Below are 26551 nucleotides of genomic sequence, written 5' to 3' on the forward strand. Positions count from 1 at the left end.
AATCGAAGGAAATATGTAGTAGCAATTAGTCTTTTCTATTCTTTTCTTGAATTTTTCTAACAATATTAGCAGCTACTTTTCTAGGCATCAGTCTTGGTAAAGTTGCTAAAAACTTATTAAAAACACCTGGAATAGCAACAGGTTTTCCTTTTAGCATAGCTTTATACCCATAAGCTGCAACTTCTTTTGCAGAGGCCATATTAAAGGTAATTTTATTTTCTTTAGCATCTTCTGAAACTGTTTCTTGAAAAGCTGTTTTGGTTGGTCCAGGACATAAAGCGGTAACCGTAACTTCTGTATCTTTTAACTCACAGGCAATGGCCTCAGAAAAAGAAAGCATATAGCCTTTAGAAGCATAATAAATAGACATTAATGGTCCTGGTTGAAATGCTGCCAACGAGGACATATTTAATATTTTACCAGAATTACGAGCAACCATACCTTTTAAAACTAGTTTCGTTAAATGAGTTGTGGTCATAACATGCACATGCAACATAGCAGATTCACGTTGCCAATTGGTTTCATAAAAATTGCCAAACAAACCAAAACCTGCATTATTTACAAGTACATCAATTGGAGTGTTATTTATATCATCCATGATTTCCTGGGCAATATTTGGAATACTTAAATCTTTAGCAAGTGTAATTACTTCAACTTTAAAATCATGTACTAACTGGGTTTTAACTTTAGCCAAACTATCTGCGTTAATATCTACTAAAATTAATTTATAGGCATCTTTGGCTAACAAAAGGGTTAATTCATAGCCTAATCCTGATGCTGCTCCTGTTATTAATGCGGTTTTGGTCATGTAATAATATAATATAAATTAATTTCCGTCTACATAATCCTGTAAATAGGAATATCTTTCTGTAAGTTTTTTGTTTTGGGTAATTCTTGCTCGTTTTAATCTACCACGTTTATCATTATTAAAAAATGCTGGAATTACATGTTCTAGAAACATTTCTCCAAAACCTTCACTGGCATCTTTTGGTAGTTCGCAAGGTAAATTATCTACAGCCATAACTGTTATTGCATTTGGTGCATCAAAGGCTACTTCTTTTTCGGTTTCTGCATCATAACCATAAAATGGATCTGCAATGGTAGATGCTTTTAATGTAGAAGCCACAGGACCATCTACATCACAAGATATATCTGCTACTAAATTAATACGGAAATCTGGTGATTTTGCATCTTCACGTGTAAATAAATATGGTGCATTATTACCATAAAAATGTCCTGCTATAAAATAATCGGTTTCTTTTGCGTAAGGCATAAAATTGCTTTCATAACCTGTTGGATCTTTATAAAAAGCCCATTTATCTCCTACTTTGCCATCTTTGCGTTTTGCATATTCCATAACATCTGCCATAACATAAACAGGCTCTGTAAATGCAGAAGTTAAATACAGTGCGTCACTTATTTGTTTTATTTTTAAATGGTCTAGTATTTCTTTTGCACCAAGAGCTACTTTTCCTGTTCCTGTAAGTAGTATTTTAATATTTGGTATGGTAATTTTATCTAATGCTGCTTTTACTGCATCTAGGTCTGCTAATGTTTCTACTTTGGGTAAGTTAAATAAACCATCGCGTAAACCTAATGCTCTAAAGCCATTGTAAGCACCTACTAATCCTGCATAACGACCAAAACCAATAAGTCTTGCTCCACTTTGTTTTACAATGGTTTCGTGGTCATACATTTCTATGTTTTTTTCTAGCATGGCTAAAAGTAACTTACGGTTGTATGGTTGCTTTTTTATGGTATGCGAAAAAAAGAAATACTTTTTATTGGGTATTAAATTTTCAATAGGTACTTCTTTTACTCCAATCATAACATCTGCATCTGACACGTCATCTGTTACTTCAAATCCTAATGCTTTGTATGCTGCATCTGGAAATACTCTAATATCACTTGATTCTACAACAAATTCTGCTTGAGGGAATTGTGCACGAGCTTCTGCTAGTTTTTCTGGTGAAAAAACAACACGTCTGTCTGGTGGGTTTTTTCGTTCTTTTATGATTGCGAATTTCATTGAAAATTTATTTTTTCATTCTCACGAAAGTGGGAACCTTATGGTTATACTATTGCATTTATTATTCCCATGAATTCACGAATATTTGTCAGGAATATATGGTTGGAATAATTTTTGCACTAAAGTAATAGGAATTGCAAGGTTATACAAACTTTTTAATAACTTTGCATTTGTAAACCGATGCTTTTGCTTAGGTTTGCTCGCGTTAAGGATGGAGGCATTGTTGAAGCTCTTTTTTGTTTTTTTCAAAAAAAAGCGACTGCCGAAAGCCTGACCTATTTTTGCCCTTAAAAGTAAAAATGGGTAACGCCCAAATTATCAGGATTAAAAACGGGGTCGACTGGTTTTGACAGCGAGATTAATGAAACGGTAAGCACGTCGAGTAATGAAATTATACTCGTAAATACTTATTTCAACTTTTTAAACGGCGAGAATAACTACGCTTTAGCTGCCTAATCTGAATTATAGTAAGATTAAGCCTCGTCCTACTAGGTAGGAAAGCTGAATGTCTCTTGAAAGCCTTGGTTAATGGCGTTCTTTTTGAGGCATCGTAAAAATTGACTATGATGGTGTAGCGCTTTGATGCACTTTCGAGATAAAAAAGATAAGTTGTAAGTGGGTTGTCTTTAACCAGCTTGCAATCGAAAACCCAAGAAAAGAATAAACGTGTAGAAAGCCCTTTGGTTACTTGTTTGGACGAGAGTTCGATTCTCTCCGACTCCACTTTTACAAGCCTTAACAATCTATAATACAGATAGTTGAGGCTTTTTACTGATTAAGGATTTTAGTTTTTTCCTTTTGATATTCTTCTTTAGTAATGGTACCATTATCAAGAAAATCTTTTAAAGTTTTTAAAAGTTCGTATTTTTTTTGAAATTTATTATTTGCTAATTCAAGTTTTACTTTAGGTATCAACTCATTATTTGCTAATGCATCATCAATATTTATATAAAACTCTTTTCTATATATTAAAAAAGATAAACTTACTGGATCAGAATTAGTATTGATACTTTTTACAACAACTTCTTTATCTATAAAATTTTTATTAGAAATCAATGTAGTTCTTTCTTTGTCTTTAAAAATAGCTTTCCAGCCTAAATGACTCAAAGGACTACCTATTCTTAATGTATCTCCTTCTTTAAATATAATTCCTGAAGTAGATTTATAACTTTCTTGACCGTAACTTAAAGAAACAAAAAGTAAGGCTATTATTAATTTATTCATATTAAATTGATTTAGATAAAACTAGTTATTTCTTTTGTAATACACCTGTTCTTCCTAGCCTACTTTTTTTATATTTAAAATATAATTAAGAAATTAAAATCCACAAAAAAACCTCTCCGTTTGGAGAGGCTTTTTACTATTCTGTAACTGTTAACCCTTGGTGTTTCCATCGAGAAATACCTCCTTGTAAATCATATATTTTTGTAAAACCTGCATCTTCTAGTTTCTTTGCGCATTTTGCGCTTCTTCCTCCAGAATGACAATATAATAAAACGGGTTTTTCTTTATCTAGTTTTAAGATATCCTGATCAAAAGTTGGTGACAAAAAGTCTATATTTTGTGCATTGGCTATATAACCACTTTTAAATTCTTTGGGTGTTCTTACATCTACCAATTGCACTTGATCCATCTTTAAAAGCGATTGCATTTCTTGCGTAGTAATTACTTTTATGTTTGTTGTATCTTTTTCTTTACAACTAAAACTTGTTAAAGCTAACACTGTTATTAATAGTATGGATATGCGTTTCATTGGTTTGTAATTTTTAATTAGTTACTTCTCCTGTCCAATCGTTAAATCCGCCAAGTAAATTATGTGTTTCTGTAAAACCTAACTGATTCATAATGGCACATGCTTGTGCACTTCTACCTCCTGATCTACAATATACGTAAAAGGTCTTACTTTTATCTAATGCTTCTACTTGATTTATAAATTCTTGTCCTTTATAAATATCAATTTTTATAGCATTAGGTATAATACCTTCATCGGTTTCCTCTTCGGTTCTTACATCTAATATTACTGCATTTTCATCTTTAGCTAATGCTTCTGCCCACTCTTCTTGTGTTAAATCTGCCATTTTTACTTTTTTTTTACAAAATTAATATTTCTTTAGTTACTAGACGAAAAAAAATCTGAAGTATTACTACTTCAGATTTTTTTTATTCACATAAAGCTACACTTATACTTTTATAGTACAACCTATTGCTCTTGTTTCTTTTTCTTCAACTTCTTTACCTAGTAATAAAGCATCTACGGCATTTTCAACATATTTTTTGCTAACCGAAGCTTCATCCTGGTAATTATCATCTATTGCACCAATATACTTTACTTGGTTTCCTTTTTTTGTTTTTTGAAGAACATATACATGCGGTGTTTTTGTTGCACCATATTGCGGATATATTTTTTGACCTTCATCTTTTAAGTACGGAAACGTAAATCCTTTTGCTTTAGCTCTTGCTTGCATTGCCTCCAGGCGATCTCCTGGCTGCACATCTGTATTGTTTGGCATAATTGCTATTACAGGATATCCTTTGTCTGCATATTTTTTATTTAAAGCCTCTATTCTATCTTCATAGGCTACTGCATAAGGACAAGTATTACATGTAAATATTACAATAAAGCCTTTAGCGTCTGTATAATCTGCCAAAGAAACCATTTTTCCATCAATGTTTTTTAAAGAAAAATCGGTAGCGATATCACCAATCTTATAACCCGAATGTACACTTACCTTACTTACAGTAAATGCACTTATTAGCAAAACTATTGCTAATGCAGAAACGATTTTAATTGCCTTTTTCATTTGTATGTTTTTTTAATTAATAAATCTATTGACTTCCGTTTTTAACTCCTCATAGTTAAATGATTGCTCATAAAACGCACGTTTTTCTTTATTATAAATAAGGGTTGCTGGTATTGCACCAGACCACTCTTCACTTACTTTAGGAATCCACGAATTTGAATCTGGATCGTTTAAAGCTACTACTTTAGATTTTAATTTATGCTTCTGCATAAATGGAATTAGTTTTTTTTGGTATTGCTTCGGAAAATCTAAACTTACCAATAACACGACTACATTTTTATTTTTATAATTTTCATGTATTGCTTCAAAATAAGGCAACTCTTTAATACAAGGTGCACACCAGGTAGCCCAAAAGTTTACTACATATACTTTATCGTCTTTAATATTTAAAAATTTTTCAAAAGCATTAAAGTCATATTCTTCTACAATTGGTTTATCTTCTAAAACATACTCCTTCTCTTTAGTAGAAGTAATTTCTTGGGGTTTGTTTTCATTTTTACAATTTAAAAACAAAACAAACACAATAAATAAAACTCTTATATTCATAACTATAAAAATATACATTAGTAAATAGAACCTACAGAGCTTTAACAAAAATTTAATGGAATGTGTAAGCTATTAGCTCCTTTACAGTATTGCTTTTTCAACAACTACTATTTTCGTGACTTTTTTTTTATAAAATATTGTTATTTAATATTTAGATTTATATATTTGACTCAAATTCATAACAATGAACATATTCTTAAATAATACTTGGTGGTGGAACTCTCGAAAAACAATCTTCGTGAACTAACGCTATACCGTATATTTAAATAAAAATACTTTAAAAGGCTTGTCATTCACGACAAGCCTTTTTTTATTCTAAACTTGTTTTTAGAATGTAATAAAAAAAACAAAAGATCTCTTAAAAAAAAGAGATACTGATATAAATTCAGCAAATAAAAAATGAAAACATTCAGTCTTTATACACATTATAAAAAAATATTGGCAGACACCATAACACCTGTAAGTATCTATCTTAAAATTAGAGATAAATACCCAAACAGTATATTGTTAGAGAGTAGTGATTATCACGCTAATGATAATAGTTTCTCCTATATTTGTTTTAACCCTATAGCTTCTATTAAAATTGAAAATGAAGAGATAGAACAACAATTTCCTGACGGGAGTTCTAAAAAAAACTACACCAAAAGCATTTCTGTAACCGAAGAGATTCATAAATTCACCCAGCGTTTTAAGGTAACCTCAGATAAACAATTCAAATTTATTAATAATGGTATTTTTGGCTATACGGCTTATGATGCTGTTAAGTATTTTGAAGACGTAGAAATCACTAAAAAACCAGATTCTTTAAACATTCCTGAGATTTACTATTCGGTATATCAAAACATTATTGCAATTAACCACTTTAAAAATGAAGCTTATATTTTTGCACATTGCTTTGATAATAACAACAATAATATTGATGAAATTCTACAACTCATAAAGGCAAAGAATTTTGCTTCCTATAAATTTACTGCTACAGGTGAAATTAGTTCAAACCTTACAGATAACGAATATAAAGAACATGTAGAACTCGCTAAAAAACATTGTGCTCGAGGAGATGTTTTTCAACTAGTATTATCTAAAAAATTTGCACAAAATTTTAAAGGAGACGAATTTAATGTATATCGTGCTTTACGAAGCGTCAATCCTTCGCCTTACCTCTTTTATTTTGATTACGGAAACTTTAAAATTTTTGGTAGCTCTCCAGAAGCACAACTTGTTGTTAATAATGGCCAAGCAGAAATTCACCCTATAGCTGGTACTTTTAAAAGAACAGGTAATGATGAAGAAGACCAAAAACTAGCCAAACAACTTGCTGCAGATGTTAAAGAAAATGCCGAGCATGTGATGCTGGTAGACTTAGCAAGAAATGACCTAAGCAGACATGGTAGCCAAGTACAAGTAGAAACCTATAGAGAGGCGCAGTTTTTCTCCCACGTTATTCACCTAGTAAGTAAAGTTACAGGTAAAGTACATGAAAACACACCAACCATGCAAGTGGTGGCTGACACGTTTCCTGCAGGTACCTTAAGTGGTGCTCCTAAACACAATGCTATGCAACTTATTGAAAAATATGAAAAAACAAGTCGTGCTTTTTATGGTGGCGCTATTGGTTTTATGGATTTTAAAGGTAATTATAACCACGCCATAATGATTAGAACATTTATGAGTAAAAACCACCAGCTACATTGGCAAGCTGGAGCAGGAATTGTTTCAAAATCTAGTCCTGAAAACGAATTACAAGAAGTATATAATAAATTAGGTGCATTAACAAAAGCTATTGAATTGGCAGAAAGAATTGACAGATGAAAACAAAAGTATTAGTAATAGATAATTATGACAGTTTTACCTACAATCTAGTGCATTACTTAGAGGATTTAGATTGCAAGGTAACCGTAAAAAGAAACGATAAACTTACCCTTGAAGAAGTAGCTGACTTTGATAAAATTGTTCTTTCTCCTGGACCAGGAATTCCAGACGAAGCAGGATTATTAAAAGAAATTATAAAAACCTATGCTTCAACAAAAAGTATTTTTGGTGTGTGCTTAGGGCTACAAGCAATTGGTGAAGTTTTTGGAGGTACTTTAGTTAATTTAGACCACGTATTTCATGGCGTTGCTTCAGAAGTTAAAGTAACCGTTGATGACGAAATACTTTTTAAAGGATTAAAAAAAACATTTCCTGTAGGAAGGTATCATTCTTGGGTGGTAGATGTAAACTTACCCGAAGTGTTAGAGGCTACTTCTTTTGATGAAAATGGTCAGGTCATGTCGCTTCGTCATAAAGTTTATGATGTACGTGCTGTACAATACCATCCAGAATCGGTTTTAACTCCTGACGGAAAGCAGATATTAGAGAATTGGGTTAACAACTAGTGTTCAGTTTGCAGTTTGCAGTTTGCAGTTAAAAAAAATAACAAAGTTAAAAGCCCAAAATCCATTCTCAGAATGGATTGCCAAGGCGAAGAATAGATAAAGAAAAGCTTCGGAAACAGGAGAATGCAGTTCGACGCGAAATTTTCAAATCGGTTTTCAGTTTACAAAACTGAAAAATTCCTTGACTTGGTCTTGATTTTTTGGTTCGTTTTGCATCAAGACAAAAGGAATAAAAAGAAAGAAGTATAATAAATTAAGTTTCTGAAAATAGTTCAGAAAGAAAATAAAGTTTAATTAAAAGAGATTCCCACTTATGCGGGAAGTGCACATGAAACAAATACTAAACAGACTAATAAACCACGAAAACATCTCTACCGAAGAAGCAAAACAGGTCTTGGTAAATATTTCAAAAGGCGATTACAACCAAAGCCAGATTGCCGCATTTTTAACGGTGTATATGATGCGAAGCATTACTATTGAAGAACTAAAAGGCTTTAGAGATGCTTTATTAGAGTTGTGCATTCCTATTGACCTATCTGCATATAATGCCATTGATTTGTGTGGTACAGGTGGAGACGGAAAAAACACCTTTAATATTTCAACACTAGCATCTTTTATTACTGCTGGTGCTGGTGTTAAGGTTGCTAAACATGGTAATTATGGAGTATCCTCTGCATCAGGATCTTCTAATGTTATGGAAGCTCTAGGTATAAAATTTTCAAACCAAGAAGATTTTTTAAAACAGTCTATAGAAAAAGCAGGAATTTGTGTGCTACACGCACCTTTATTTCACCCAGCAATGAAAAATGTAGCACCTATAAGAAAAGAACTTGGTGTTAAAACCTTCTTTAACATGTTAGGTCCAATGGTAAATCCTTCGTTTCCAAAAAATCAGCTAGTAGGTGTTTTTAATTTAGAATTACAACGTCTTTACGGATATTTATACCAGGAAACAGACAAAAACTATAGTATTGTTCATGCTCTAGATGGCTATGATGAAATTTCATTAACTAGTGATACCAAAATTATTTCTAACCATACAGAAACCATGCTTTCTCCAGCAGATTTACACCTAGATATAATTGAGCAAAGTGCTATTTTTGGCGGAAACACCGTAGAGTCTTCAGCAGAAATATTTATAAATGTTATTTCAGGAAATGGAACCGAAGCACAAAACAATGTAGTTTGCGCAAATGCAGGATTAGCAATTGCAACTACAAAACAGATAGACCACAAAACAGGATTTGAACTCGCTAAAGAATCACTATTAAGCGGAAAAGCAAAAGCAAGTTTAAATGCTTTAATTGCATTGAGTAAATAACAAAGCCACAGTATTCAGTAAGCATTTGAGCTGCAAACCGAAAATGAAAGACGTAATCATGGACATATTACAAAAAATAGTAACAGACAAACGCATAGAAGTTAACCTTCGTAAACAGTTAATTCCTAGCAAACAATTAGAGCAGTCTATTTTGTTTGAAAGAGAAACCATTTCTTTGGCCAACAAATTAAAAAATAGTCCAACGGGAATCATAGCAGAACACAAGCGTCGTTCCCCTTCAAAACAAGTAATAAATCACGACTTAAACGTTTTTGATGTGGCTAAAGGATATGAAAACGCAGGTGTTTGTGGCATGTCTGTTTTAACAGATGGTAAATACTTTGGAGGAAGCCTAGACGATTTACTAACAGCAAGAGCTAGTTGTAATTTACCTGTATTACGTAAAGAATTTATTATAGATACCTACCAAATACTTGAAGCAAAAGCCTACGGAGCAGATGTTATTTTACTAATAGCAGCTATTTTAACCAGAGCAGAAATAAAAACATTTTCAGAATTTGCAAAAAGCTTACATTTAGATGTACTTTTAGAAGTGCATAATCAAGAAGAATTGCAAAAAGCAATCATGCCTAGTTTAGATATGTTAGGTGTAAATAACCGAAACTTAAAAACCTTTGAAGTAAGCCTAGAAACCAGCAAAACACTTAGCGAACAAATACCTAATGATTTTGTAAAAGTATCAGAAAGTGGCATTAGTGCTGTTGCAGCAATTAAAGAACTAAAACCGTATGGTTATAAAGGTTTTTTAATTGGTGAAAACTTTATGAAAACAGAAAACGCAGGAGAAAGCGCAAAAACATTTATTAAAGAATTAAACAAATAGTTGGTCATTCCTGTGCAACCAGGAATCTATACTAAAAAAAACTAACAATAAAAAAGCTTCTGAATACCATTCAGAACAACAGAAATTATGAAACTAAAAGTATGCGGAATGAAATCCGAAAACAACATTTTAGATGTTGCAGAAATACAACCAGATTATCTAGGTTTTATATTTTACGAAAAATCACCTCGATACTTTAATACAGAAATGCCTGAATTACCAGAAAGCATCCAAAAAATTGGTGTTTTTGTAAATGCATCATTAGCATTTATTGTAGATAAAATAGAAACCTATCAATTAGATGGCGTACAATTACATGGTAATGAATCGCCAGAAATGTGTGCCCAATTAAAAGAATACAACATCGTTGTTATTAAGGTGTTTTCTGTAAAAAACCAATTTGATTTTAGCGTTCTTGAACCCTATGAAGACGTTTGCAATTATTTTCTTTTTGACACCAAAGGAAAAGAACCAGGAGGAAATGGATACCCTTTTAACTGGAATGTGTTTAAAAAATACCCTTCAAAAAAACCTTATATTTTAAGTGGTGGCATTGGTCCAGAACAAATAGAAGCATTACTACTATTTTTAAAAAGACCTGAATCTGATTTGTGCTGCACCTTAGACTTAAATAGCAAGTTTGAAAAACTACCAGGAGTAAAAGACCTAAGCAAACTAAAAGAATTTAAACACCAATTAGCCATCAATAATTATATACGCTAATTAAGAAAACAGTTATCAGTAATGAATTATAATATTAACGAAAAAGGATATTACGGAGAGTTTGGTGGAGCTTACATACCAGAAATGCTGTATCCTAATGTAGAAGAGTTACGCCAAAACTATCTTAAAGTTATGGCTGAACCTGAGTTTCAAAAAGAATTTAACCAACTGCTAAAAGACTATGTTGGTCGTCCTTCTCCATTATATTTTGCAAAACGTCTTTCAAAAAAATACAACACCAAAATATACTTAAAAAGAGAAGACTTAAACCATACAGGAGCACACAAAATCAATAACACCATTGGTCAGATATTAATGGCCAAGCGTTTGGGTAAACACAGAATTATTGCCGAAACAGGTGCAGGACAGCATGGTGTTGCCACAGCAACCGTTTGTGCCTTAATGGGTTTAGAGTGCATAGTATATATGGGCGAAATTGATATTGCACGTCAAGCACCAAACGTTGCCAGAATGAAAATGTTGGGCGCTTCAGTTATTCCTGCTTTATCAGGAAGCAGAACACTAAAAGACGCTACCAACGAAGCCATAAGAGATTGGATTAATAACCCTGTAGACACGCACTATATTATTGGTAGTGTGGTTGGTCCGCATCCTTATCCAGACATGGTTGCTCGTTTTCAAGCAGTCGTTTCAGAAGAAATACAATGGCAACTACAAGAACACGAAGGCAAAACCAAACCAGATTACGTAGTAGCTTGCGTTGGTGGTGGTAGCAATGCTGCTGGAGCCTATTACCATTTTTTAGAAGACACAGAAGTAAAACTTATTGCGGTTGAAGCTGCTGGTTTAGGCGTCGATTCGGGGGAAAGTGCAGCCACTTCCGTTTTAGGAAAAGAAGGTATTATTCATGGCAGTAAAACCTTATTGATGCAAACCAACGACGGACAAATCACAGAGCCATACTCTATTTCGGCAGGATTAGATTATCCAGGTGTTGGCCCAATGCATGCCCATTTATACAAAACAGGACGTGCCGAATTTATTGCCATTACAGATGACCAAGCCATGCAAGCAGGATTAGAATTATGCAAACTTGAAGGTATTATTCCAGCCATTGAAAGCTCGCATGCTTTAGCTGTTTTCAAACAGAAAAAGTTTCAACCAGAAGATGTTGTCGTGTTGAGCTTATCAGGTCGTGGCGATAAAGATTTACAGAATTATATAGACTATTTTAAATTTTAAAATAATAATTATGGCGTTACCACAAGGGTCAGGCTGTCTAGGCTCGCTATCAAAGATGAGCTCAAACAAACCTTTCCATCCTTAACGCAACCACAGTATTTATTATAAAAAGCATAACAAAAAAGAACACCATGTCACCTTGTTTTTCAAAATGACAAATAAAAAAATATTATGAATCGCATTCCAACAAAACTTAAAGAAAACAAGAAGTTACTTTCTATATATTTTACAGCAGGTTACCCAAGTATAGACAACACTACAACCATCATTCAAAATCTAGAAAAAAGTGGTGTAGACATGATAGAAATTGGCTTACCTTTTAGTGATCCTTTAGCAGATGGCCCAACCATTCAAGCAAGTTCTACACAAGCTCTTAAAAACGGAATGACCACAGAGCTGCTCTTTAACCAACTAAAAGATATTAGAAAAACCGTTTCTATCCCTTTAATCATCATGGGCTATTTTAACCCAATGTTACAATATGGTGTAGAAGCATTTTGTAAAAAATGTCAGGAAATTGGTATCGACGGATTAATAATTCCTGATTTACCTGTAGATGTGTACAACGAAGAGTACAAAGCTATTTTTGAAAAATACGGATTAATCAATGTGTTTTTAATCACGCCGCAAACCTCTGTAGAACGCATTAACTTTATAGATTCTATATCTAACGGTTTTATTTATATGGTAAGTAGCGCTAGCGTAACAGGTAGTAGTTCTGGTTTTGGTGAGGAACAAACCAAGTACTTTAAACGTATTGCAAACATGAAACTTAACAATCCGCAGATTATTGGTTTTGGTATTTCAAACAACGAAACATTTTCTCAAGCAACAACACATGCCAAAGGAGCAATAATTGGTTCTGCTTTTATAAAGCATCTTACCAATAAAGGAGTTTCAGAAATAAATAGCTTTGTTAAATCCATTTTAAACTAAACCATGAAAATAATAAACGACTGGAAAATAGTAATTGTTCTGTGCTTAACTTTAGGCTTAGCACCTTTTTTTCCAGAACCTCATATTGTTGGTAAATTAAAATGGCTATTGGGTGGTGCAGTTAATATGCAAGCTATGGATTGGTTTGATGTTATTTTGCATGGCTTTCCTTTTGTATTACTTTTACGCTTAATTATATTAAAAATAGTTTCAAAAAATGCCGCTTAACATAGTACTTATAGAACCAGAAATACCAAATAACACTGGAAATATTGGCAGATTAGCCTTAGCCTCTGGTGCTAATTTACACTTAGTAAAACCCTTTGGCTTTGAAATTACAGATACGCGTTTAAAACGTGCAGGATTAGATTATTGGCAGCATTTAAATCTTCATTACTACGATAATTTAGAAGATTTTTTAACCAAAAACAAAGAGGCCAATATGGTATTTCTATCCAGCCATGGCACAAAAAAACATTGGGATATTGACTTTAAAGACCATATGTTTTTGGTATTTGGTAAAGAGTCTGCAGGTTTACCTAAAGCACTTGTTGAAAATAACAAGGACAAGCTTTTTAAAATACCTTTATACAGTGAACATGTTAGAAGCCTAAACTTAGCAAATGCAGTAAGTATTGTTGTTTATGAAGGTTTGCGTGATTTACAATAAGCTACTACCATAAAAACAAAAAGCCTAAGTTTTACACTTAGGCTTTTTGTTTGGCTAATAATATGCTTTTTAATTTACTATAAATTTCTTTGCTTTTAGCAAGCCGTCTTTTTTAACTACCAATATATAATGTCCTGCAGTTAAACTAGAAACATCTAACTGTGTTTTATTATCTAGTAATTCTTTTTCTATTTCAAAAAGTTGTCTTCCTTGAATATCATATACTTTAACCTGTATTTCATGACCTTCAAAATTATATTGCGAAGCAAAGGCTAGATTTAAAATAGTATTTGCAGGATTAGGATATAAAGTAAAAGACTGTGTATTTAAACTTATATCATTCACACTAAGCTGTTGTGCATCTAAATAATCTGCTACACCATTTTCATTAATATCATCATCTGTAGGATCTCCATTGCCATTATAATCTTCATCTAGCGTAAGCACTCCATCTCCATCATCATCAAAATCTAAATGGTTATAAATACCATCGTTATCTGTGTCTAAAAATGTTGGCGTAGTATCTCTACCTCCAAAAACCAATTCAATATTAGTAACAACAGTATCACCATCATCATCATTATCTAAATAATTAGGAATACCATCTCCATCTGTATCGTCATCTGCTAAATTGCCATTATCGTTTACATCTTCCATTCCGTTTGGCAATCCATCAGCTTCTTGATCTCCTTCACAATCAACAAAAGATATATTTAAATCGAAACTCACATTATCTGTTGCTGGATTCATAACAATTGAATAGCTATTAATTCCTGCATTAATGCTTACTGTTCCTGTAACTTCTGTATTATTAGCATCTAAAATAGAAACTATATTTTCTGCTGGATCTAAATTAAATTGCTCTAATATAGTATTGGCATATACAGCAAAATCAAAATACTCTGTATTGTCATTATCGGCATCACAAACAACAACATTAAAACTTGTAGTTGGTATAAAACGCCAACCCTCTTCTGTTGCTTCCCATTGGCCTGTATTACGTCCTGGAGGAGCTATACCATGAATTTCTCCACCTACTTCTTTTTGTAATCCTATTACTGCGTTACCATTATTCCACGTTGCACATAAAGGTTTATTTTTTATATACACATCAATAATTCCTGAGGTTTCATGTAAAACAATTTGAGAAGTAGAAAGCATTTCATTACATGAAAATTGCGGAATATTATCAAATATAGTATAAAAACGTCTGTTAGGTGATTGACCAGAAACTCCTGTAAAAATCGTTCCTGCTACATCTGCAGTATTATTATCCATATCATGAAAAGGACCAAATATAGATGGATAAGGAAGTGCTGCTGAAGGAATAGCTTCATTAAAAGTCCAAGGAGCAAAATTATCTGCATTAGAAGTATCAAAAGAAATTGTTCCGTTAGAGCCAACAACTAACTGAGAGTAATTAGCATAATCTGAATAAAAATTAAAATCAAAAGGAATAGCGATAACAGATGAATAAATATCATCATAATTAAATACTACTTCGTCTATTTCTGAAAATTCTTGAAAAGGTATAGATTCTACCGTATATTCATAAGAGTTTTGTGCAGTAATTTTTAAACTAAAAAAAAGAACAGCAATTAAAATGTAATTTTTTGTCATAGTATCATTTGGTTTTACGCAAACAATTTACAATAATAATTTGTAAATATTGTAACCAAAATATTACATTTCAATAAACAAAAAAACCTTAAACTATTACAAACCAGAGACAGCGTACTTGAACTCTGCTTCAAAAAGAGCTGTAAAATGTTTTAATAGTTTTTCTTTAACCTCTTCAATACTTACTTCTTTTACACCAAGTTCTACGTTTAAAGAAGTAACTGCTTTACCACGAATACCGCAAGGAATCATATTATCAAAATACCCCAAATCTGCATTTACATTTAAAGCAAATCCATGCATGGTTACCCAACGAGAAGCACGAACTCCCATAGCACATATTTTTCTTGCAAATGGCGTACCTACGTCTAGCCAAACACCTGTTTCACCAGGACTACGCTCTGCTTTCACATTGTATTCTGCAAGTGTAAGAATAATCATTTCTTCTAAAAAACGAAGGTATTTATGTATGTCTGTAAAAAAGTTATCTAAATCTAAAATAGGATATCCTACAATTTGTCCTGGACCATGATAGGTAATATCACCACCTCTATTTACTTTGTAAAAACTAGCTCCTTTTTCGGCAAGCTGCTCTTCATTTACTAATAGGTTTGCCATGTCACCACTTTTACCTAAAGTATAGACATGTGGATGCTCTACAAATAAAAAATAGTTGGTAGTTGGTAGCGTTAACGCTTCTCTTCTATTTTTAATCTTAGCATCTACAACAGATTTAAATAAAGACTCTTGATAGTCCCAAGTATCTTTATAATCTTTTAATCCTAAATCCTGTAATTGTACTGTTTTATTCAAAACTAAACTGCTTTTAATCTTTTAATTCTACGTCTAAAGTCATTGCTTCTGGAGATTTTATCATTTCAATAAAATTCATTTTTAAGCTAACCGATTTTTTATCTGCACTTATTACAGCGTTTTTATTGGTAACAGATTCTATTTCTTTTGGAAAATGATACACTAACGTATAACTCATAGCTTCAAAAACTTCTTTAGATTCTCCCATTTCATTGATTTCTGCATCTAAAGATTCAATATCTTCAGTAGCTAACTCAAAATCTTTTTTAACAAATCTAGAAAAGGTTTTACCATCATAGGTAAAATCTATATACTCAAAAACATCTTCTGATGCTTTCGTTACAGCGCTTTCTCCTAATTGTCCGAATTGTGAATTGTTTTCTGAATTTAGCTTTTTAGCTTCATCAATTTTTTCTAAAGCTTCAGGTAATTCTTCTAAACTAGTAAATGTAGAACCAAACCCTATATCAAAAAGACCTTCTTCTTCATCCATCTTCATTTTAATAATGATACTCTCTAAAGACTTTAATTTTTCTTGTTCTTCTACAGGTAGCTTAGCAATACTATCGGCTTTTTCTACCAACATATCTTTAAAATACATGACGCTATCTAGTTTTACTTTTTCTTTAGTGTCGTCTTTTTTAGCTCCTCCCATTTCATCCATGGTTTTCATGATTTCACTCATGTCATAACGCATAACAAATTCTCCAGAACCATCTGGATTAAAGGTTATTTCTTCGGTAAAATTACAACTGGTTAATAAAAAAACGCTGACAAGAACTAGTAAAATTTGTTTCATTTATAAAGATTTTGTTTTTCTTAAATTAGAAACAAAGATACGCATTTTATCTTTCAGGATTGTTTAAAATTACTAGTGCTGCTATAACGCCGGGAACCCATCCGCAAAGCCATAAAATAAAAACTATTAGTATAGAGCCACAGCCTTTATCTAAGACAGCTAAAGGTGGACATATTATTGAAAGTAAGACTCTCCAAAAACTCATTTGATTTTGATTTAATTGATTGATGATACTAATTGGACGCATTTGTTTCTATTTTGTTACACTTTGCATTAGTGATAGAGCGCATGTTGGAGCTCCTTGCAAAGAGCGACTAGCGAAAGCACGGCTTTTTTTTTTAAGAAAAAGAATGCCCAAAAAAGCATTTTCTAATTACTAGCTTTAGTGTATCTTTGTGGCTTCTTAAAAAAACATAAAATTTACATGTCGCAATTATCTGAACAAGAATTAGTACGAAGAGATAAGTTAGCCAAATTACGCGAATTAGGTATTAACCCTTATCCAGCAGATTTATATCCTTTAACACACTTAACCAATAAAATAAAGAAGGATTTTAAAGAAGGAGATAAAGTAACTATTGCTGGACGTTTAATGTCTAGACGTATTCAAGGTAATGCAAGTTTTGCCGAACTACAGGATAGTGAAGGTAAAATACAAGTGTATTTTAATAGAGACGAAATTTGTACTGGTGAAGACAAAAGCAAGTACAACGATGTATATAAAAAATTACTAGATATTGGTGATTTTATAGGTATTGAAGGGGAATTGTTTACTACTAAAGTAGGGCAAAAAAGTGTTAGAGTTACAGACTTTACCTTATTAAGTAAGTCGTTAAAACCTTTACCATTACCAAAAGAAGATGCCGATGGTAATTTACACGATGCTTTTAACGACCCAGAATTACGTTACAGACAGCGTTATGCCGATTTAGTAGTAAACCCAAAAGTAAAAGAGGTTTTTGTAAAAAGAACCAAGCTTTTTAATGCCATGCGTGGTTTTTTTAATGACGCTGGATATTTTGAAGTAGAAACGCCAGTTTTACAACCAATTCCTGGTGGAGCTGCGGCAAGACCTTTTATTACGCACCACAACTCTTTAGACATTCCGTTATACATGCGAATTGCTAATGAGTTATACCTAAAACGCCTTATTGTTGGTGGTTTTGATGGTGTATATGAGTTTTCTAAAAACTTTAGAAACGAAGGAATGGACAGAACGCACAATCCGGAATTTACAGCCATGGAAATTTATGTGTCTTATAAAGACTATAACTGGATGATGGATTTTTGTGAACAACTACTAGAACATTGTGCTGTTGCAGTAAACGGAACAAGTAAAGCTACTTTTGGTGCACATGAAATAGACTTTAAAGCGCCTTACGCTAGAGTAACTATGGCAGATTCTATTAAGCATTTTACTGGTTTTGACATTACAGGAAAAAGTGAAGATGAAATTAGAGAGGCTGCAAAAGGCATGGGAATTGCTGTAGACGCAACCATGGGTAAAGGAAAACTTATTGATGAGATTTTTGGTGAAAAATGTGAAGGTAATTACATACAGCCAACCTTTATTACAGACTACCCAAAAGAGATGAGTCCGCTGTGTAAAGAGCATAGAGACAACCCAGAATTAACCGAGCGTTTTGAGTTAATGGTTTGTGGTAAAGAAATTGCAAATGCCTATTCTGAATTGAATGACCCAATAGACCAACGTGAGCGTTTTGAACACCAATTAAAACTAGCTGCTAAAGGAGATGATGAAGCTACAGAGTTTATAGATTATGACTTTTTACGTGCTTTAGAGTATGGTATGCCACCTACTTCTGGAATGGGAATTGGTATGGATAGATTAATCATGTTTTTAACCAATAACCAAAGTATACAAGAAGTTTTATTCTTTCCGCAAATGCGACCTGAAAAGAAAGCTTTAGCGATAAGTGAGGAAGCGAAAGAAGTTTTAAAAACGTTAAAAGCTGCTGAAAAATTAGAATTAAACGATTTAAAAGGAAAGTCTGGTTTAAGCAATAAAAAATGGGATAAAACCATAAAAGAACTTACTAAAAACAATCTTGCAAAAGTAGAGAAAACAGATGCTGGTTTGTTTGTAGAAATAGTATAAGACACCCTTTTCGCGAAGGCAAAATTTTATAACAAGTAACAGATTGCTTTGTTGCAATTGCAAGGACTTAAAAACAAAAAAGGAACTACAATTTGTAGTTCCTTTTTTTATTGAAAATATGTAGATACAATAATTTGATGCTTTTTCCTTATATTTAACATAAGATTACCCTAGAACAACAGCTGAATAAAAAAACCATAAAACTTTACAAATGAAAAAGTTACCCATTGTACTAGTGCTGTTATTTTTATTTCCTATTGTATTTCAAGCACAAAATGTAAACACCGAAAAATCTGTTGTTGATTTTAAAATTAACAATCTTGTTTTTAGTAATGTAAAAGGCACCTTTAAAGAAATGACAGGAACGCTAAATATGGATCCCGAAAACTTAAGCGATTCATTTATAAATGTGTGTATTTCTGCAAAATCTGTAAACACAGGAAATGATAAAAGAGACGCACATCTACGTTCTGAAGATTTTTTTTACGTAGCAAACAATCCTAATATTTGCTATGTTTCTACTACTATTTCAAGGTCAGAAGACGGTTTTACAACCACAGGAAAACTAACCATATTAGGAGTAAGTCGAGATGTTACTATTCCGTTTACCTATAAAAACAACACCTTTATTGGTGCATTTAAAATAAACAGAACAGACTATCATCTTGGTAAAAATGAAAACCCCTTTGTAATTGGTGAAATGGTAAAAATTAAAATAACATGTTTGGTTAGTTAAAGCTAATCTTACCCTAGTTTTTGACAAAACATGCATTGAAATATAACTTTTTAAACAGTAAAACATGAAAAAACGAATAGTAGGCTTCGCCTTATTTTTTATCACAATTTTTACTAGTCTGCACGCGCAACAAACTATAAATCAAGAAAAATCTGTAATCGATTTTCAAATTACAGGTGGAGGAATTTTTAAAGTAAAAGGTACTTTTACAGGAATGCAAGGCGACTTTAATTTAAATTCTAACGCATTAGAAAACGCCAATTTTGATATATGTGTAGACGCAGCATCCATAAATACAAAAAACAAAAAAAGAGACGACCATTTACGTAGTTCTGATTTTCTAGATATAGAAAAATTTAAAAACATTTGCTTTGTTTCTTCTGCTGTAACAAAAACAGAAAATGGTTTTAAAACCATAGGAAACCTGACTATTCATGGGGTTACAAAAATAGTAGAAATACCATTTACCTTTACTAACAATACATTTGTAGGCCATTTAACAGTCAACAGGTTTGACTATAATATAGGGGATGATTTTAGCACCATAAGAGTTGGTAAAGAAGCTACAGTCACCATAACCTGTATTATTAACTAACAAATTAATTTAGCTTACTTTTGCAAAAACTAGTTTTAAATGAAATCTAACTTTACAAAACTTATAATTTGTTTCTTTATAAGTATTTCTACTTATGCACAAACCCATAACAGTTACTACCAAAGTGTTGTAGATAATGTTTCTGCAACCAACATACTTACAGATTTAACTAGTTTTGAAAATTTTGGAGTTAAAGAAGTAGGTACTTCTGCATTAAGCAATACGGAAAACTGGATTACTTCACGCTATACCAGCTTAGGCTATACAGATATAGAATTACAACCTTTTACATATGCCGCTGGTACAAGTAACAATATAATTATTACCAAAACAGGAACTGTTTATCCAGACACGTATATAATTATTGATGCGCATTATGATACTATTAATGGTCCTGGCACCAATGACAATGGTAGTGGCACCGTTTTATTATTAGAAATAGCAAGGTTACTTACCAATATAAACACAGAGTATTCTATAAAAATCATCCATTTTAGTGGGGAAGAAGATGGTTTAATAGGAAGTAATTATTATGTAAACAACACCGTAAATCCTGAAAACTTAGATATTCATTTGGTGTTTAATTTAGATCAAGTAGGAGGAGTTAATGGAGCAACAAATAACACTATCACTTGTGAAGAAGACAGAAGCAACCCTCCTGCTAACAATAGTGAATCTTCTGTTATAACCAATATTCTTGCTAATTGTATAGAATTATACTCTAATTTAAATACGCAAATCTCTTATGCCTATGCTTCAGATTATGTTCCTTTTGAAAATAATGGTGAAATCATAACAGGTTTATATGAAACAAACGAAACTACTCACGCACATACACCTACAGACTTATTAATAAATATGGATCCTGCTTACCTAACAGAAGTTACTAAAGGGGCTTTAGGTGCTTTGCTAGAATTTGCTGTAAGCACAAATGCTTTAAGTACTAATGAAAACATTCAAGACCCCATTAGCATCTATCCAAACCCTAGTAATAATGGTGTTTTAAATCTTAATTTTTTAAATGCTACTAGCACAAATAGGTCTTTAAAAATTTATGATGTTTTAGGAAAAGAAATTTACACCAAATCTAATTTACAAGTTTCAGAAACCATACCACTAAAAGGTTTACAAAAAGGAATGTATATTGTTGTTCTTAAAACAGACAACAAATCCATCACTAAAAAATGGATCATTAATTAACAATAAAACTATTTATCTTTAACGCAAACCATAGTAAAACTTAATTTTCAATAAAAAATTCTTCATTTTAATAGCAATTTCATTAATTTAACAACGGCTATTAATTTTATATTATGAAGAATTTATTATTCACCCTTCTATTTGCATGCACGTTAACCTCTTGCTTTAATGATCCAGATGATGAATTTATAGAACAGTGTTTAACACCTATAAATATTCAGTTAAGTAATACCACACAGGAAAGTACAACCATTACTTGGGAAGACAGTAATACTTTTACTACTTACACTATAGAATATGGCGTTTCTGGTTTTACATTAGGTTTTGGCGAAACCTTGACAACTACAGATACCAACATCACTTTAGTGGGTTTAGAAGCAAACACATCTTATGATTTTTACATACAATCTATTTGCAGTGATAATGTTAGCATGCTAACCAACGTTTTTAGTTTTACTACAACTGCACCTATAGTAGTTTCTCAATTTGTAAACAATCTATCAGACATGCATATTTACTCTGGAAATCTTGAAGATTTAAATCCTAGTCCATACGCTTTTGAATATGATTTAATTTCACCTTTATTTACAGATTACGCATACAAACAGCGTATAATTGCATTGCCTTCTGGCGAAGCAATGCAGTATGTAGATAATGGGTTACCAATATTTCCTGACAATACCGTTATTGCTAAAACATTCTACTATTTTAATGATGAACGCGATATTACTTTAGGAAAAAAAATCATGGAAACCAGAATTTTAATAAAACAAAATGGCTCTTGGGTTACCGGAAATTACAAATGGAACGAAGCACAAACCGAAGCTACTTTAGACCCTAACGGTAGTGTTGTAGCTTACAATTATGTAAATAATGCAGGAGAACCAAAAAGCGTAAATTATGAAATTCCATCAAACACAGATTGTTTTACTTGCCATAGTAACAATAGCATCCTTACACCAATTGGTCCAAAATTACGATCGATGCATTTTAACAATCAACTACAATCTTTTGTAGACCAAAACCTACTTTCTAATATCACAGATGTTTCCAACATAACCATGCTACCAGATTGGAAAAACGACAGAGACTACTCCTTAATGCAAAGAGCAAGAGCGTATTTTGATGTTAACTGTGCGCATTGCCACTCTCCAGGAGGAACTTGTGACACTACCTCTATTTTAGACTTTAGTTTTGAAAGACCTTTTGATGAAACAAATATATACTTACAACGATTTACTATTCAAGCAAGAACTCAAAATTATACAAACGACTATTCAATGCCTTTAATTGGCACCACAATGATTCATGCAGAAGGCTACGCGCTAATTGAAGCATTTGTAGACTCCTTATAATTACATCTGTTAAGTCGCATATTTTTCATGAATTTAAAGAGAGAAATTTGAACAGAGAAAAAGAAAAACACAAGCTACACAAAACAGGATTCCGTTAATCAAGAAGCCTGTTTTTACTTATAAACCACTATTTTTAATAGCTAAAAAACAACTAATAAATATGTTAACATACAGTTAAAAACATTTTAACAATTAAACTATTTAACATTTACAATGTCATAGAAGCAAATAACAATAAAAACAAAAAAGATGAAAAAATTATTAGTAATAGCATTAGCCTTAGTAACTATTCAAGTTAGTGCGCAAGAGAAAAGAGAAGGAAGACAAAGAAAAGCAGATTTTTCACCAGAAGAAATAGCGCAATTACAAACAAAACAAATGACCTTAGATTTAGATCTAACAGATGAGCAACAAGAAAAAATAGGAGCCATTAATCTAGAGAATGCCATAGCTAGAAAAGCAAAAATGGAAGCTAGAAAAAAATCTGATGAAAAACCTAGCAAAGAAGAAATGCTAAAGATGAAAAATGAAAGATTAGATGCTCAAATTGAAACAAAAAGAAAAATGAAAAGCATCTTAAACGAAGAGCAATATGCTAAATGGGAAAAAACACAAGGTAAAAGAAGCCATATGCAAAGAAAAGGGAAAAAAGAAATGAGAGATGGAGAACCTAAAGATGATGAATAGGTAAAAGTTAGTTTTAGTTTTTTTTAAAGCACCTTAAAAGAGTACTCTTTTAAGGTGCTTTTATACTTTATAAGGTTTTAGCAACTGTATGTACAGCACGAATTGTTTTATCTAAATCTGCATAACTTAAAGCATCTGTTATAAACCAAGTTTCAAAAGCACTAGGAGCAATATAAACACCTTGATTTAACATACCATGAAAGAATTTTTTAAAAGTATCATTATTTCCTTTTGCCGAAGTTTCAAAATTTAAAACTTCGTCTGCAGTAAAATGTACAGAAATCATAGACCCTACGCTATTTATAGTATGTGTAATATTATTTTCGTTTAAAGCATCAGCAATTCCATGATGTAAATATTCGGTTTTTTCCGCCAAACGATTATAAATCGCTGTATCTTTATTTAACTCCTGCAACATGGCTAAACCTGCAGCCATTGCTAACGGGTTTCCACTTAAAGTTCCTGCTTGATACACAGGCCCAAGAGGTGCTAGATGACTCATAATTTCTTTATTCGCAGCAAATGCTCCAACAGGTAATCCGCCTCCAATAACTTTACCAAAACAAACAATATCTGCTTTAATATTAAACAACTCTTGCGCACCACCTTTTGCAAGTCTAAACCCTGTCATTACCTCATCAAAAATTAAAAGAATCTTATTGTCTGTACACAATTCTCTTAATTGTTGTAAAAAATTATTTTTTGGAGGAATACATCCCATATTTCCTGCAACAGGCTCAATAATAACACAAGCTATTTCGCCCTTATTAGCTGCAATAATTTGTTTTACATTTTCAATATCATTATAAACAGCCAGCAAAGTATCTTTTGCTGTACCCTGTGTTACTCCCGGACTATTAGGTGCCCCAAAAGTTACAGCGCCACTTCCTGCTTGTATTAAAAAAGAGTCACTATGCCCATGATAACAGCCAGCAAATTTTATAATTTTATCTTTTCCTGTATACCCACGAGCAAGACGAACAGCACTCATACAAGCTTCTGTTCCTGAATTTACAAAACGAATCATTTCAATATTAGGCACCATAGAAACAGCCAATGCGGCAATTTTCGTTTCAATTTCTGTTGGTGTACCAAAAGAAGTTCCTTTTTTGGTTTTTTCAACTACAGCATCTACTACTGGCTGATATGCGTGACCAAGTATCATTGGTCCCCAAGAATTTATATAATCTATATATTCATTATTATCTTCATCTGTTAAATAAGCTCCTTTTGCTTCTTTAATAAATATTGGTGTTCCTCCTACAGCTTTAAAAGCTCTTACAGGAGAGTTCACTCCTCCAGGAATTACTTTTTCTGCTTGTGCAAATAATGCACTACTACGTGTATAACTCATTTAATAATCTTTAGGCATTGGTTTAACAAAAAGTACTTGACCTACAAATAAGCCTGTATCCTCTAAACCATTTAGTTCTTGAAGTTCTTTAACCGTTAATTTATATTTTTTTGAAATAGAATATAAAGTATCTCCTTTAATAACGGTATGTTTATCATTATTAGTAGCGTTCTTACCTAAAACCTCAGCATCAAACCTATGTAATTGGTAACGCTCTATTAAGCTAATTAATTTATTTGGGTATTTTCTATCTGTTGCATAACCTGCTGATCGTAAACCTTTTGCCCAAGATTCATAATCATCTTGTTCAAAATCAAACAAAGCACTGTAACGCTTTCTTCCTGTTAAAAAAAGCGAATGATCTCTAAACGAGTATTTAGAGTTGTTATATTTTCTAAAACATTCTTGCGATGCATCATCATCATGATAAATTCTTGCTCCAGTCCAGTCGTGACATTTTATACCAAAATGGTTATTAGCCTCTACAGAAAGTCTTCCTTTTCCAGAAGCAGACTCTAAAATACCTTGCGCTAGAGTAATACTAGCCGGAATACCATATGCACGCATTTCATCTTGAGCAATATCACTATAAATAGCAATATATTCTTCGGTTGCATTTGCATATACCTCAGGAGTATTTTGAGTAATTTCTGGCGTAACTACCACCTCTGTTGCTTCCGCCTTCTTTTCTTTTCGCTTATCTACTATAACTGTTTTATTTTTTTTAGTAGTCACTTTTTTACTAGAGCCACAGCTAAACATAAAAACCGCTAAGCAACTTAAAATTATTATTTTCTTCATTTTTTATTGAATCAATGGTAAATTTTTCTTTTTCAAAACAGTATTCATACCAGGAATACCTTGCAATCCTCCTGTATGAATAATGAGTATTTTGGAGCCCTTCGGGAAAAACCCTTTGCTTATTAAATCCCGAATTCCAAACAGCATTTTTCCTGTATAAACAGGGTCTAACGGTATATTGTTTTGTTTTTTAAACTGATTTATAAAATCTATTAATTCAGCATTTACTTTAGCATAACCTCCAAAATGATAATCTGTAATAAGCTCCCAATTTGTTTTGGTTGTAAATTTACTAATTTCTTCTTGTAAAAAGTCTCCTTTTAACGCCGGAAATCCAAGAATTTTTTGATGCGCAAAGCTAGCATTTATAATTCCTGAAATTGTTCCTCCTGTTCCTACAGGACAACAAATATAATCATACACTTCATCTTCTTTTTCAAGAATTTCTTCACAACCTTTCACAGCTAGAATATTTGTACCTCCTTCTGGAATTAAATAAAAATCGCCAAACTCTTTTTTTAAGTTTTCCAAAAAACAATCTGTTGTTTTATTTCTATACTCCTCTCGGGTTATAAATTTAAATTGCATACCTGACTCTTGTGAAAACAGTAAAGTAGGATTTTCATTTATTTTAGAATGCAACTCTTCTCCTCTAATAACACCAATTGTTTTAAAACCATTTTCTTTTCCTGCTACTGCTACTGCCGCAATATGGTTAGAATATGCACCACCAAAGGTAACTAAAGTTGTTTTCTTTAGATTTTTAGCTTCTAAAATATTATACTTAAGCTTACTTAATTTATTCCCAGAAATAAAAGTATGATTCAAATAGGTTTTTTTTACACAAACCTGATAACCAGAATCTAAGAAAACACTACCCGTTAAACTCATTTTTAAATGAAAATGATTTATTATTAAAATATTTTAAACTATATTAGCTTAAAGCGTTAATTATTTACTTATAATACAACAAAAACATTAAATCTATTAATATTTTTGTGATTTTTCTATAGATTCCCTAAAT

The 26551-nt window shown here is 32.2% G+C and carries 29 protein-coding genes and 1 other RNA gene; 16 read left to right on the plus strand and 14 right to left on the minus strand.

Annotation, left to right across the window (positions count from 1 at the left end):
- Positions 1-25 precede the first annotated feature (25 nt).
- Positions 26-808, minus strand: coding sequence for an SDR family oxidoreductase (locus KO494_RS09055; RefSeq protein ID WP_215967284.1), 783 nt, complete (start codon positions 806-808; stop codon positions 26-28).
- Between the two features lie 18 nt (positions 809-826).
- Positions 827-2029 (minus strand): NAD(P)-dependent oxidoreductase, encoded by a 1203-nt coding sequence (locus tag KO494_RS09060; protein WP_215967285.1) that lies wholly within the window; start codon positions 2027-2029, stop codon positions 827-829.
- A 332-nt stretch (positions 2030-2361) separates the two neighbouring features.
- Here KO494_RS09060 and ssrA point away from each other — a divergent pair.
- Positions 2362-2755: a transfer-messenger RNA gene (gene ssrA, locus KO494_RS09065) on the plus strand.
- Positions 2756-2797: 42 nt separating this feature from the next.
- On the opposite strand, the gene KO494_RS09070 is transcribed toward ssrA, so the two are convergent.
- The 5 genes from KO494_RS09070 to KO494_RS09090 all read right to left on the minus strand — a co-directional run bounded on the left by KO494_RS09070 (position 2798) and on the right by KO494_RS09090 (position 5376).
- Entirely contained in the window at positions 2798-3253 is a 456-nt protein-coding gene (locus KO494_RS09070) for an SHOCT domain-containing protein (RefSeq protein ID WP_215967286.1), read from the minus strand.
- Positions 3254-3389: 136 nt separating this feature from the next.
- Positions 3390-3782, minus strand: a complete 393-nt coding sequence (locus tag KO494_RS09075; RefSeq protein WP_215967287.1) for a rhodanese-like domain-containing protein — start codon at positions 3780-3782, stop codon at positions 3390-3392.
- 13 nt (positions 3783-3795) lie between these two features.
- Positions 3796-4107 carry a rhodanese-like domain-containing protein gene (locus tag KO494_RS09080; RefSeq protein ID WP_215967288.1) on the minus strand — a complete coding sequence of 104 codons (312 nt, stop codon included), beginning with the start codon at positions 4105-4107 and terminating at the stop codon, positions 3796-3798.
- 102 nt (positions 4108-4209) lie between these two features.
- The gene (locus KO494_RS09085; protein ID WP_215967289.1) at positions 4210-4830 is read right to left on the minus strand and encodes a thioredoxin family protein; all 621 of its coding nucleotides are present in this window, start codon (positions 4828-4830) and stop codon (positions 4210-4212) included.
- A gap of 12 nt (positions 4831-4842) precedes the next feature.
- Positions 4843-5376, minus strand: a complete 534-nt coding sequence (locus tag KO494_RS09090) for a TlpA family protein disulfide reductase (protein WP_215967290.1) — start codon at positions 5374-5376, stop codon at positions 4843-4845.
- 399 nt (positions 5377-5775) lie between these two features.
- On the opposite strand from KO494_RS09090, the gene KO494_RS09095 reads away from it, so the two are divergent.
- The 9 genes from KO494_RS09095 (at position 5776) to KO494_RS09135 (ending at position 13448) form a co-directional block, all read left to right on the plus strand.
- Entirely contained in the window at positions 5776-7185 is a 1410-nt protein-coding gene (locus tag KO494_RS09095) for an anthranilate synthase component I family protein (protein ID WP_215967291.1), read from the plus strand.
- On the plus strand, positions 7182-7751 hold the full coding sequence (locus KO494_RS09100; RefSeq protein WP_215967292.1) for an aminodeoxychorismate/anthranilate synthase component II: 570 nt from the start codon (positions 7182-7184) through the stop codon (positions 7749-7751). Before KO494_RS09095 ends, KO494_RS09100 begins: the two co-directional genes overlap by 4 nt.
- Positions 7752-8079: 328 nt before the next feature.
- A complete protein-coding gene (gene trpD / locus KO494_RS09105; protein ID WP_215967293.1) occupies positions 8080-9072 on the plus strand; it encodes an anthranilate phosphoribosyltransferase in 993 nt (330 codons plus the stop codon).
- Positions 9073-9130: 58 nt separating this feature from the next.
- Positions 9131-9916, plus strand: coding sequence for an indole-3-glycerol phosphate synthase TrpC (gene trpC / locus KO494_RS09110; RefSeq protein WP_215967681.1), 786 nt, complete (start codon positions 9131-9133; stop codon positions 9914-9916).
- 87 nt (positions 9917-10003) lie between these two features.
- Positions 10004-10639: a phosphoribosylanthranilate isomerase gene (locus KO494_RS09115; protein WP_215967294.1), complete on the plus strand. Its 636-nt coding sequence runs from the start codon at positions 10004-10006 to the stop codon at positions 10637-10639.
- Positions 10640-10660: 21 nt separating this feature from the next.
- Positions 10661-11842: a tryptophan synthase subunit beta gene (gene trpB, locus KO494_RS09120; protein WP_215967295.1), complete on the plus strand. Its 1182-nt coding sequence runs from the start codon at positions 10661-10663 to the stop codon at positions 11840-11842.
- Positions 11843-12013: 171 nt separating this feature from the next.
- Positions 12014-12778 carry a tryptophan synthase subunit alpha gene (gene trpA / locus KO494_RS09125; protein ID WP_215967296.1) on the plus strand — a complete coding sequence of 255 codons (765 nt, stop codon included), beginning with the start codon at positions 12014-12016 and terminating at the stop codon, positions 12776-12778.
- Positions 12779-12781: 3 nt separating this feature from the next.
- Positions 12782-13006, plus strand: a complete 225-nt coding sequence (locus KO494_RS09130) for a hypothetical protein (protein ID WP_215967297.1) — start codon at positions 12782-12784, stop codon at positions 13004-13006.
- Positions 12996-13448: a tRNA (cytidine(34)-2'-O)-methyltransferase gene (locus KO494_RS09135; protein WP_215967298.1), complete on the plus strand. Its 453-nt coding sequence runs from the start codon at positions 12996-12998 to the stop codon at positions 13446-13448. The genes KO494_RS09130 and KO494_RS09135 overlap by 11 nt, the downstream gene beginning before the upstream one ends.
- Before the next feature lie 69 nt (positions 13449-13517).
- Here KO494_RS09135 and KO494_RS09140 read toward each other — a convergent pair whose 3' ends face one another.
- The 4 genes from KO494_RS09140 to KO494_RS09155 all read right to left on the minus strand — a co-directional run bounded on the left by KO494_RS09140 (position 13518) and on the right by KO494_RS09155 (position 16885).
- The gene (locus tag KO494_RS09140; protein ID WP_215967299.1) at positions 13518-15068 is read right to left on the minus strand and encodes a T9SS type A sorting domain-containing protein; all 1551 of its coding nucleotides are present in this window, start codon (positions 15066-15068) and stop codon (positions 13518-13520) included.
- Positions 15069-15164: 96 nt separating this feature from the next.
- Complete coding sequence (gene lipB, locus KO494_RS09145) at positions 15165-15881, minus strand: lipoyl(octanoyl) transferase LipB (protein ID WP_215967300.1); 717 nt, start codon at positions 15879-15881, stop codon at positions 15165-15167.
- Between the two features lie 13 nt (positions 15882-15894).
- The gene (locus KO494_RS09150) at positions 15895-16680 is read right to left on the minus strand and encodes a lipoprotein (RefSeq protein WP_215967301.1); all 786 of its coding nucleotides are present in this window, start codon (positions 16678-16680) and stop codon (positions 15895-15897) included.
- A gap of 46 nt (positions 16681-16726) precedes the next feature.
- Positions 16727-16885 carry a YqaE/Pmp3 family membrane protein gene (locus tag KO494_RS09155; protein WP_215967682.1) on the minus strand — a complete coding sequence of 53 codons (159 nt, stop codon included), beginning with the start codon at positions 16883-16885 and terminating at the stop codon, positions 16727-16729.
- Positions 16886-17104: 219 nt separating this feature from the next.
- Between KO494_RS09155 and lysS the strand changes: the two genes are divergently transcribed.
- The 6 genes from lysS to KO494_RS09185 all read left to right on the plus strand — a co-directional run bounded on the left by lysS (position 17105) and on the right by KO494_RS09185 (position 23372).
- A complete protein-coding gene (gene lysS, locus KO494_RS09160; RefSeq protein ID WP_215967302.1) occupies positions 17105-18799 on the plus strand; it encodes a lysine--tRNA ligase in 1695 nt (564 codons plus the stop codon).
- A 211-nt stretch (positions 18800-19010) separates the two neighbouring features.
- Positions 19011-19535, plus strand: a complete 525-nt coding sequence (locus KO494_RS09165; protein WP_215967303.1) for a YceI family protein — start codon at positions 19011-19013, stop codon at positions 19533-19535.
- 64 nt (positions 19536-19599) lie between these two features.
- A complete protein-coding gene (locus KO494_RS09170; protein ID WP_215967304.1) occupies positions 19600-20130 on the plus strand; it encodes a YceI family protein in 531 nt (176 codons plus the stop codon).
- Positions 20131-20169: 39 nt separating this feature from the next.
- Entirely contained in the window at positions 20170-21330 is a 1161-nt protein-coding gene (locus KO494_RS09175; RefSeq protein WP_215967305.1) for a M28 family peptidase, read from the plus strand.
- A 113-nt stretch (positions 21331-21443) separates the two neighbouring features.
- Positions 21444-22685 carry a fibronectin type III domain-containing protein gene (locus tag KO494_RS09180; protein ID WP_215967306.1) on the plus strand — a complete coding sequence of 414 codons (1242 nt, stop codon included), beginning with the start codon at positions 21444-21446 and terminating at the stop codon, positions 22683-22685.
- Positions 22686-22934: 249 nt separating this feature from the next.
- Positions 22935-23372, plus strand: coding sequence for a hypothetical protein (locus KO494_RS09185; RefSeq protein WP_215967307.1), 438 nt, complete (start codon positions 22935-22937; stop codon positions 23370-23372).
- 67 nt (positions 23373-23439) lie between these two features.
- On the opposite strand, the gene hemL is transcribed toward KO494_RS09185, so the two are convergent.
- From hemL to KO494_RS09200, 3 genes are read right to left on the minus strand one after another with little or no spacing between them, the layout of a single operon-like run.
- Positions 23440-24726 (minus strand): glutamate-1-semialdehyde 2,1-aminomutase, encoded by a 1287-nt coding sequence (gene hemL, locus KO494_RS09190; RefSeq protein ID WP_215967308.1) that lies wholly within the window; start codon positions 24724-24726, stop codon positions 23440-23442.
- Positions 24727-25527 carry a glucosaminidase domain-containing protein gene (locus tag KO494_RS09195; RefSeq protein ID WP_215967309.1) on the minus strand — a complete coding sequence of 267 codons (801 nt, stop codon included), beginning with the start codon at positions 25525-25527 and terminating at the stop codon, positions 24727-24729. It lies immediately after the preceding gene.
- Between the two features lie 3 nt (positions 25528-25530).
- Complete coding sequence (locus KO494_RS09200; protein ID WP_215967310.1) at positions 25531-26418, minus strand: 1-aminocyclopropane-1-carboxylate deaminase/D-cysteine desulfhydrase; 888 nt, start codon at positions 26416-26418, stop codon at positions 25531-25533.
- Positions 26419-26551: the final 133 nt, after the last annotated feature.

This window comes from Lacinutrix sp. C3R15, from assembly GCF_018860825.1.
Taxonomy (GTDB): Bacteria; Bacteroidota; Bacteroidia; order Flavobacteriales; family Flavobacteriaceae; genus Oceanihabitans.

Excerpts from the sequence above, each read along its gene's own strand:
- KO494_RS09140 (WP_215967299.1), bottom strand. The coding sequence starts at position 15,068 with ATGACAAAAAATTACATTTTAATTGCTGTTCTTTTTTTTAGTTTAAAA.
- lysS (WP_215967302.1), top strand. The coding sequence starts at position 17,105 with ATGTCGCAATTATCTGAACAAGAATTAGTACGAAGAGATAAGTTAGCC.
- trpC (WP_215967681.1), top strand. The coding sequence starts at position 9,131 with ATGGACATATTACAAAAAATAGTAACAGACAAACGCATAGAAGTTAAC.
- KO494_RS09195 (WP_215967309.1), bottom strand. The coding sequence starts at position 25,527 with ATGAAGAAAATAATAATTTTAAGTTGCTTAGCGGTTTTTATGTTTAGC.
- trpB (WP_215967295.1), top strand. The coding sequence starts at position 10,661 with ATGAATTATAATATTAACGAAAAAGGATATTACGGAGAGTTTGGTGGA.
- KO494_RS09090 (WP_215967290.1), bottom strand. The coding sequence starts at position 5,376 with ATGAATATAAGAGTTTTATTTATTGTGTTTGTTTTGTTTTTAAATTGT.
- KO494_RS09100 (WP_215967292.1), top strand. The coding sequence starts at position 7,182 with ATGAAAACAAAAGTATTAGTAATAGATAATTATGACAGTTTTACCTAC.
- KO494_RS09165 (WP_215967303.1), top strand. The coding sequence starts at position 19,011 with ATGAAAAAGTTACCCATTGTACTAGTGCTGTTATTTTTATTTCCTATT.
- KO494_RS09060 (WP_215967285.1), bottom strand. The coding sequence starts at position 2,029 with ATGAAATTCGCAATCATAAAAGAACGAAAAAACCCACCAGACAGACGT.
- hemL (WP_215967308.1), bottom strand. The coding sequence starts at position 24,726 with ATGAGTTATACACGTAGTAGTGCATTATTTGCACAAGCAGAAAAAGTA.
- KO494_RS09200 (WP_215967310.1), bottom strand. The coding sequence starts at position 26,418 with ATGAGTTTAACGGGTAGTGTTTTCTTAGATTCTGGTTATCAGGTTTGT.
- KO494_RS09055 (WP_215967284.1), bottom strand. The coding sequence starts at position 808 with ATGACCAAAACCGCATTAATAACAGGAGCAGCATCAGGATTAGGCTAT.
- KO494_RS09175 (WP_215967305.1), top strand. The coding sequence starts at position 20,170 with ATGAAATCTAACTTTACAAAACTTATAATTTGTTTCTTTATAAGTATT.
- KO494_RS09095 (WP_215967291.1), top strand. The coding sequence starts at position 5,776 with ATGAAAACATTCAGTCTTTATACACATTATAAAAAAATATTGGCAGAC.
- KO494_RS09150 (WP_215967301.1), bottom strand. The coding sequence starts at position 16,680 with ATGAAACAAATTTTACTAGTTCTTGTCAGCGTTTTTTTATTAACCAGT.
- KO494_RS09115 (WP_215967294.1), top strand. The coding sequence starts at position 10,004 with ATGAAACTAAAAGTATGCGGAATGAAATCCGAAAACAACATTTTAGAT.
- KO494_RS09185 (WP_215967307.1), top strand. The coding sequence starts at position 22,935 with ATGAAAAAATTATTAGTAATAGCATTAGCCTTAGTAACTATTCAAGTT.
- KO494_RS09135 (WP_215967298.1), top strand. The coding sequence starts at position 12,996 with ATGCCGCTTAACATAGTACTTATAGAACCAGAAATACCAAATAACACT.
- trpD (WP_215967293.1), top strand. The coding sequence starts at position 8,080 with ATGAAACAAATACTAAACAGACTAATAAACCACGAAAACATCTCTACC.
- KO494_RS09155 (WP_215967682.1), bottom strand. The coding sequence starts at position 16,885 with ATGAGTTTTTGGAGAGTCTTACTTTCAATAATATGTCCACCTTTAGCT.
- KO494_RS09130 (WP_215967297.1), top strand. The coding sequence starts at position 12,782 with ATGAAAATAATAAACGACTGGAAAATAGTAATTGTTCTGTGCTTAACT.
- KO494_RS09075 (WP_215967287.1), bottom strand. The coding sequence starts at position 3,782 with ATGAAACGCATATCCATACTATTAATAACAGTGTTAGCTTTAACAAGT.
- KO494_RS09180 (WP_215967306.1), top strand. The coding sequence starts at position 21,444 with ATGAAGAATTTATTATTCACCCTTCTATTTGCATGCACGTTAACCTCT.
- KO494_RS09170 (WP_215967304.1), top strand. The coding sequence starts at position 19,600 with ATGAAAAAACGAATAGTAGGCTTCGCCTTATTTTTTATCACAATTTTT.
- KO494_RS09080 (WP_215967288.1), bottom strand. The coding sequence starts at position 4,107 with ATGGCAGATTTAACACAAGAAGAGTGGGCAGAAGCATTAGCTAAAGAT.
- KO494_RS09085 (WP_215967289.1), bottom strand. The coding sequence starts at position 4,830 with ATGAAAAAGGCAATTAAAATCGTTTCTGCATTAGCAATAGTTTTGCTA.
- KO494_RS09070 (WP_215967286.1), bottom strand. The coding sequence starts at position 3,253 with ATGAATAAATTAATAATAGCCTTACTTTTTGTTTCTTTAAGTTACGGT.
- trpA (WP_215967296.1), top strand. The coding sequence starts at position 12,014 with ATGAATCGCATTCCAACAAAACTTAAAGAAAACAAGAAGTTACTTTCT.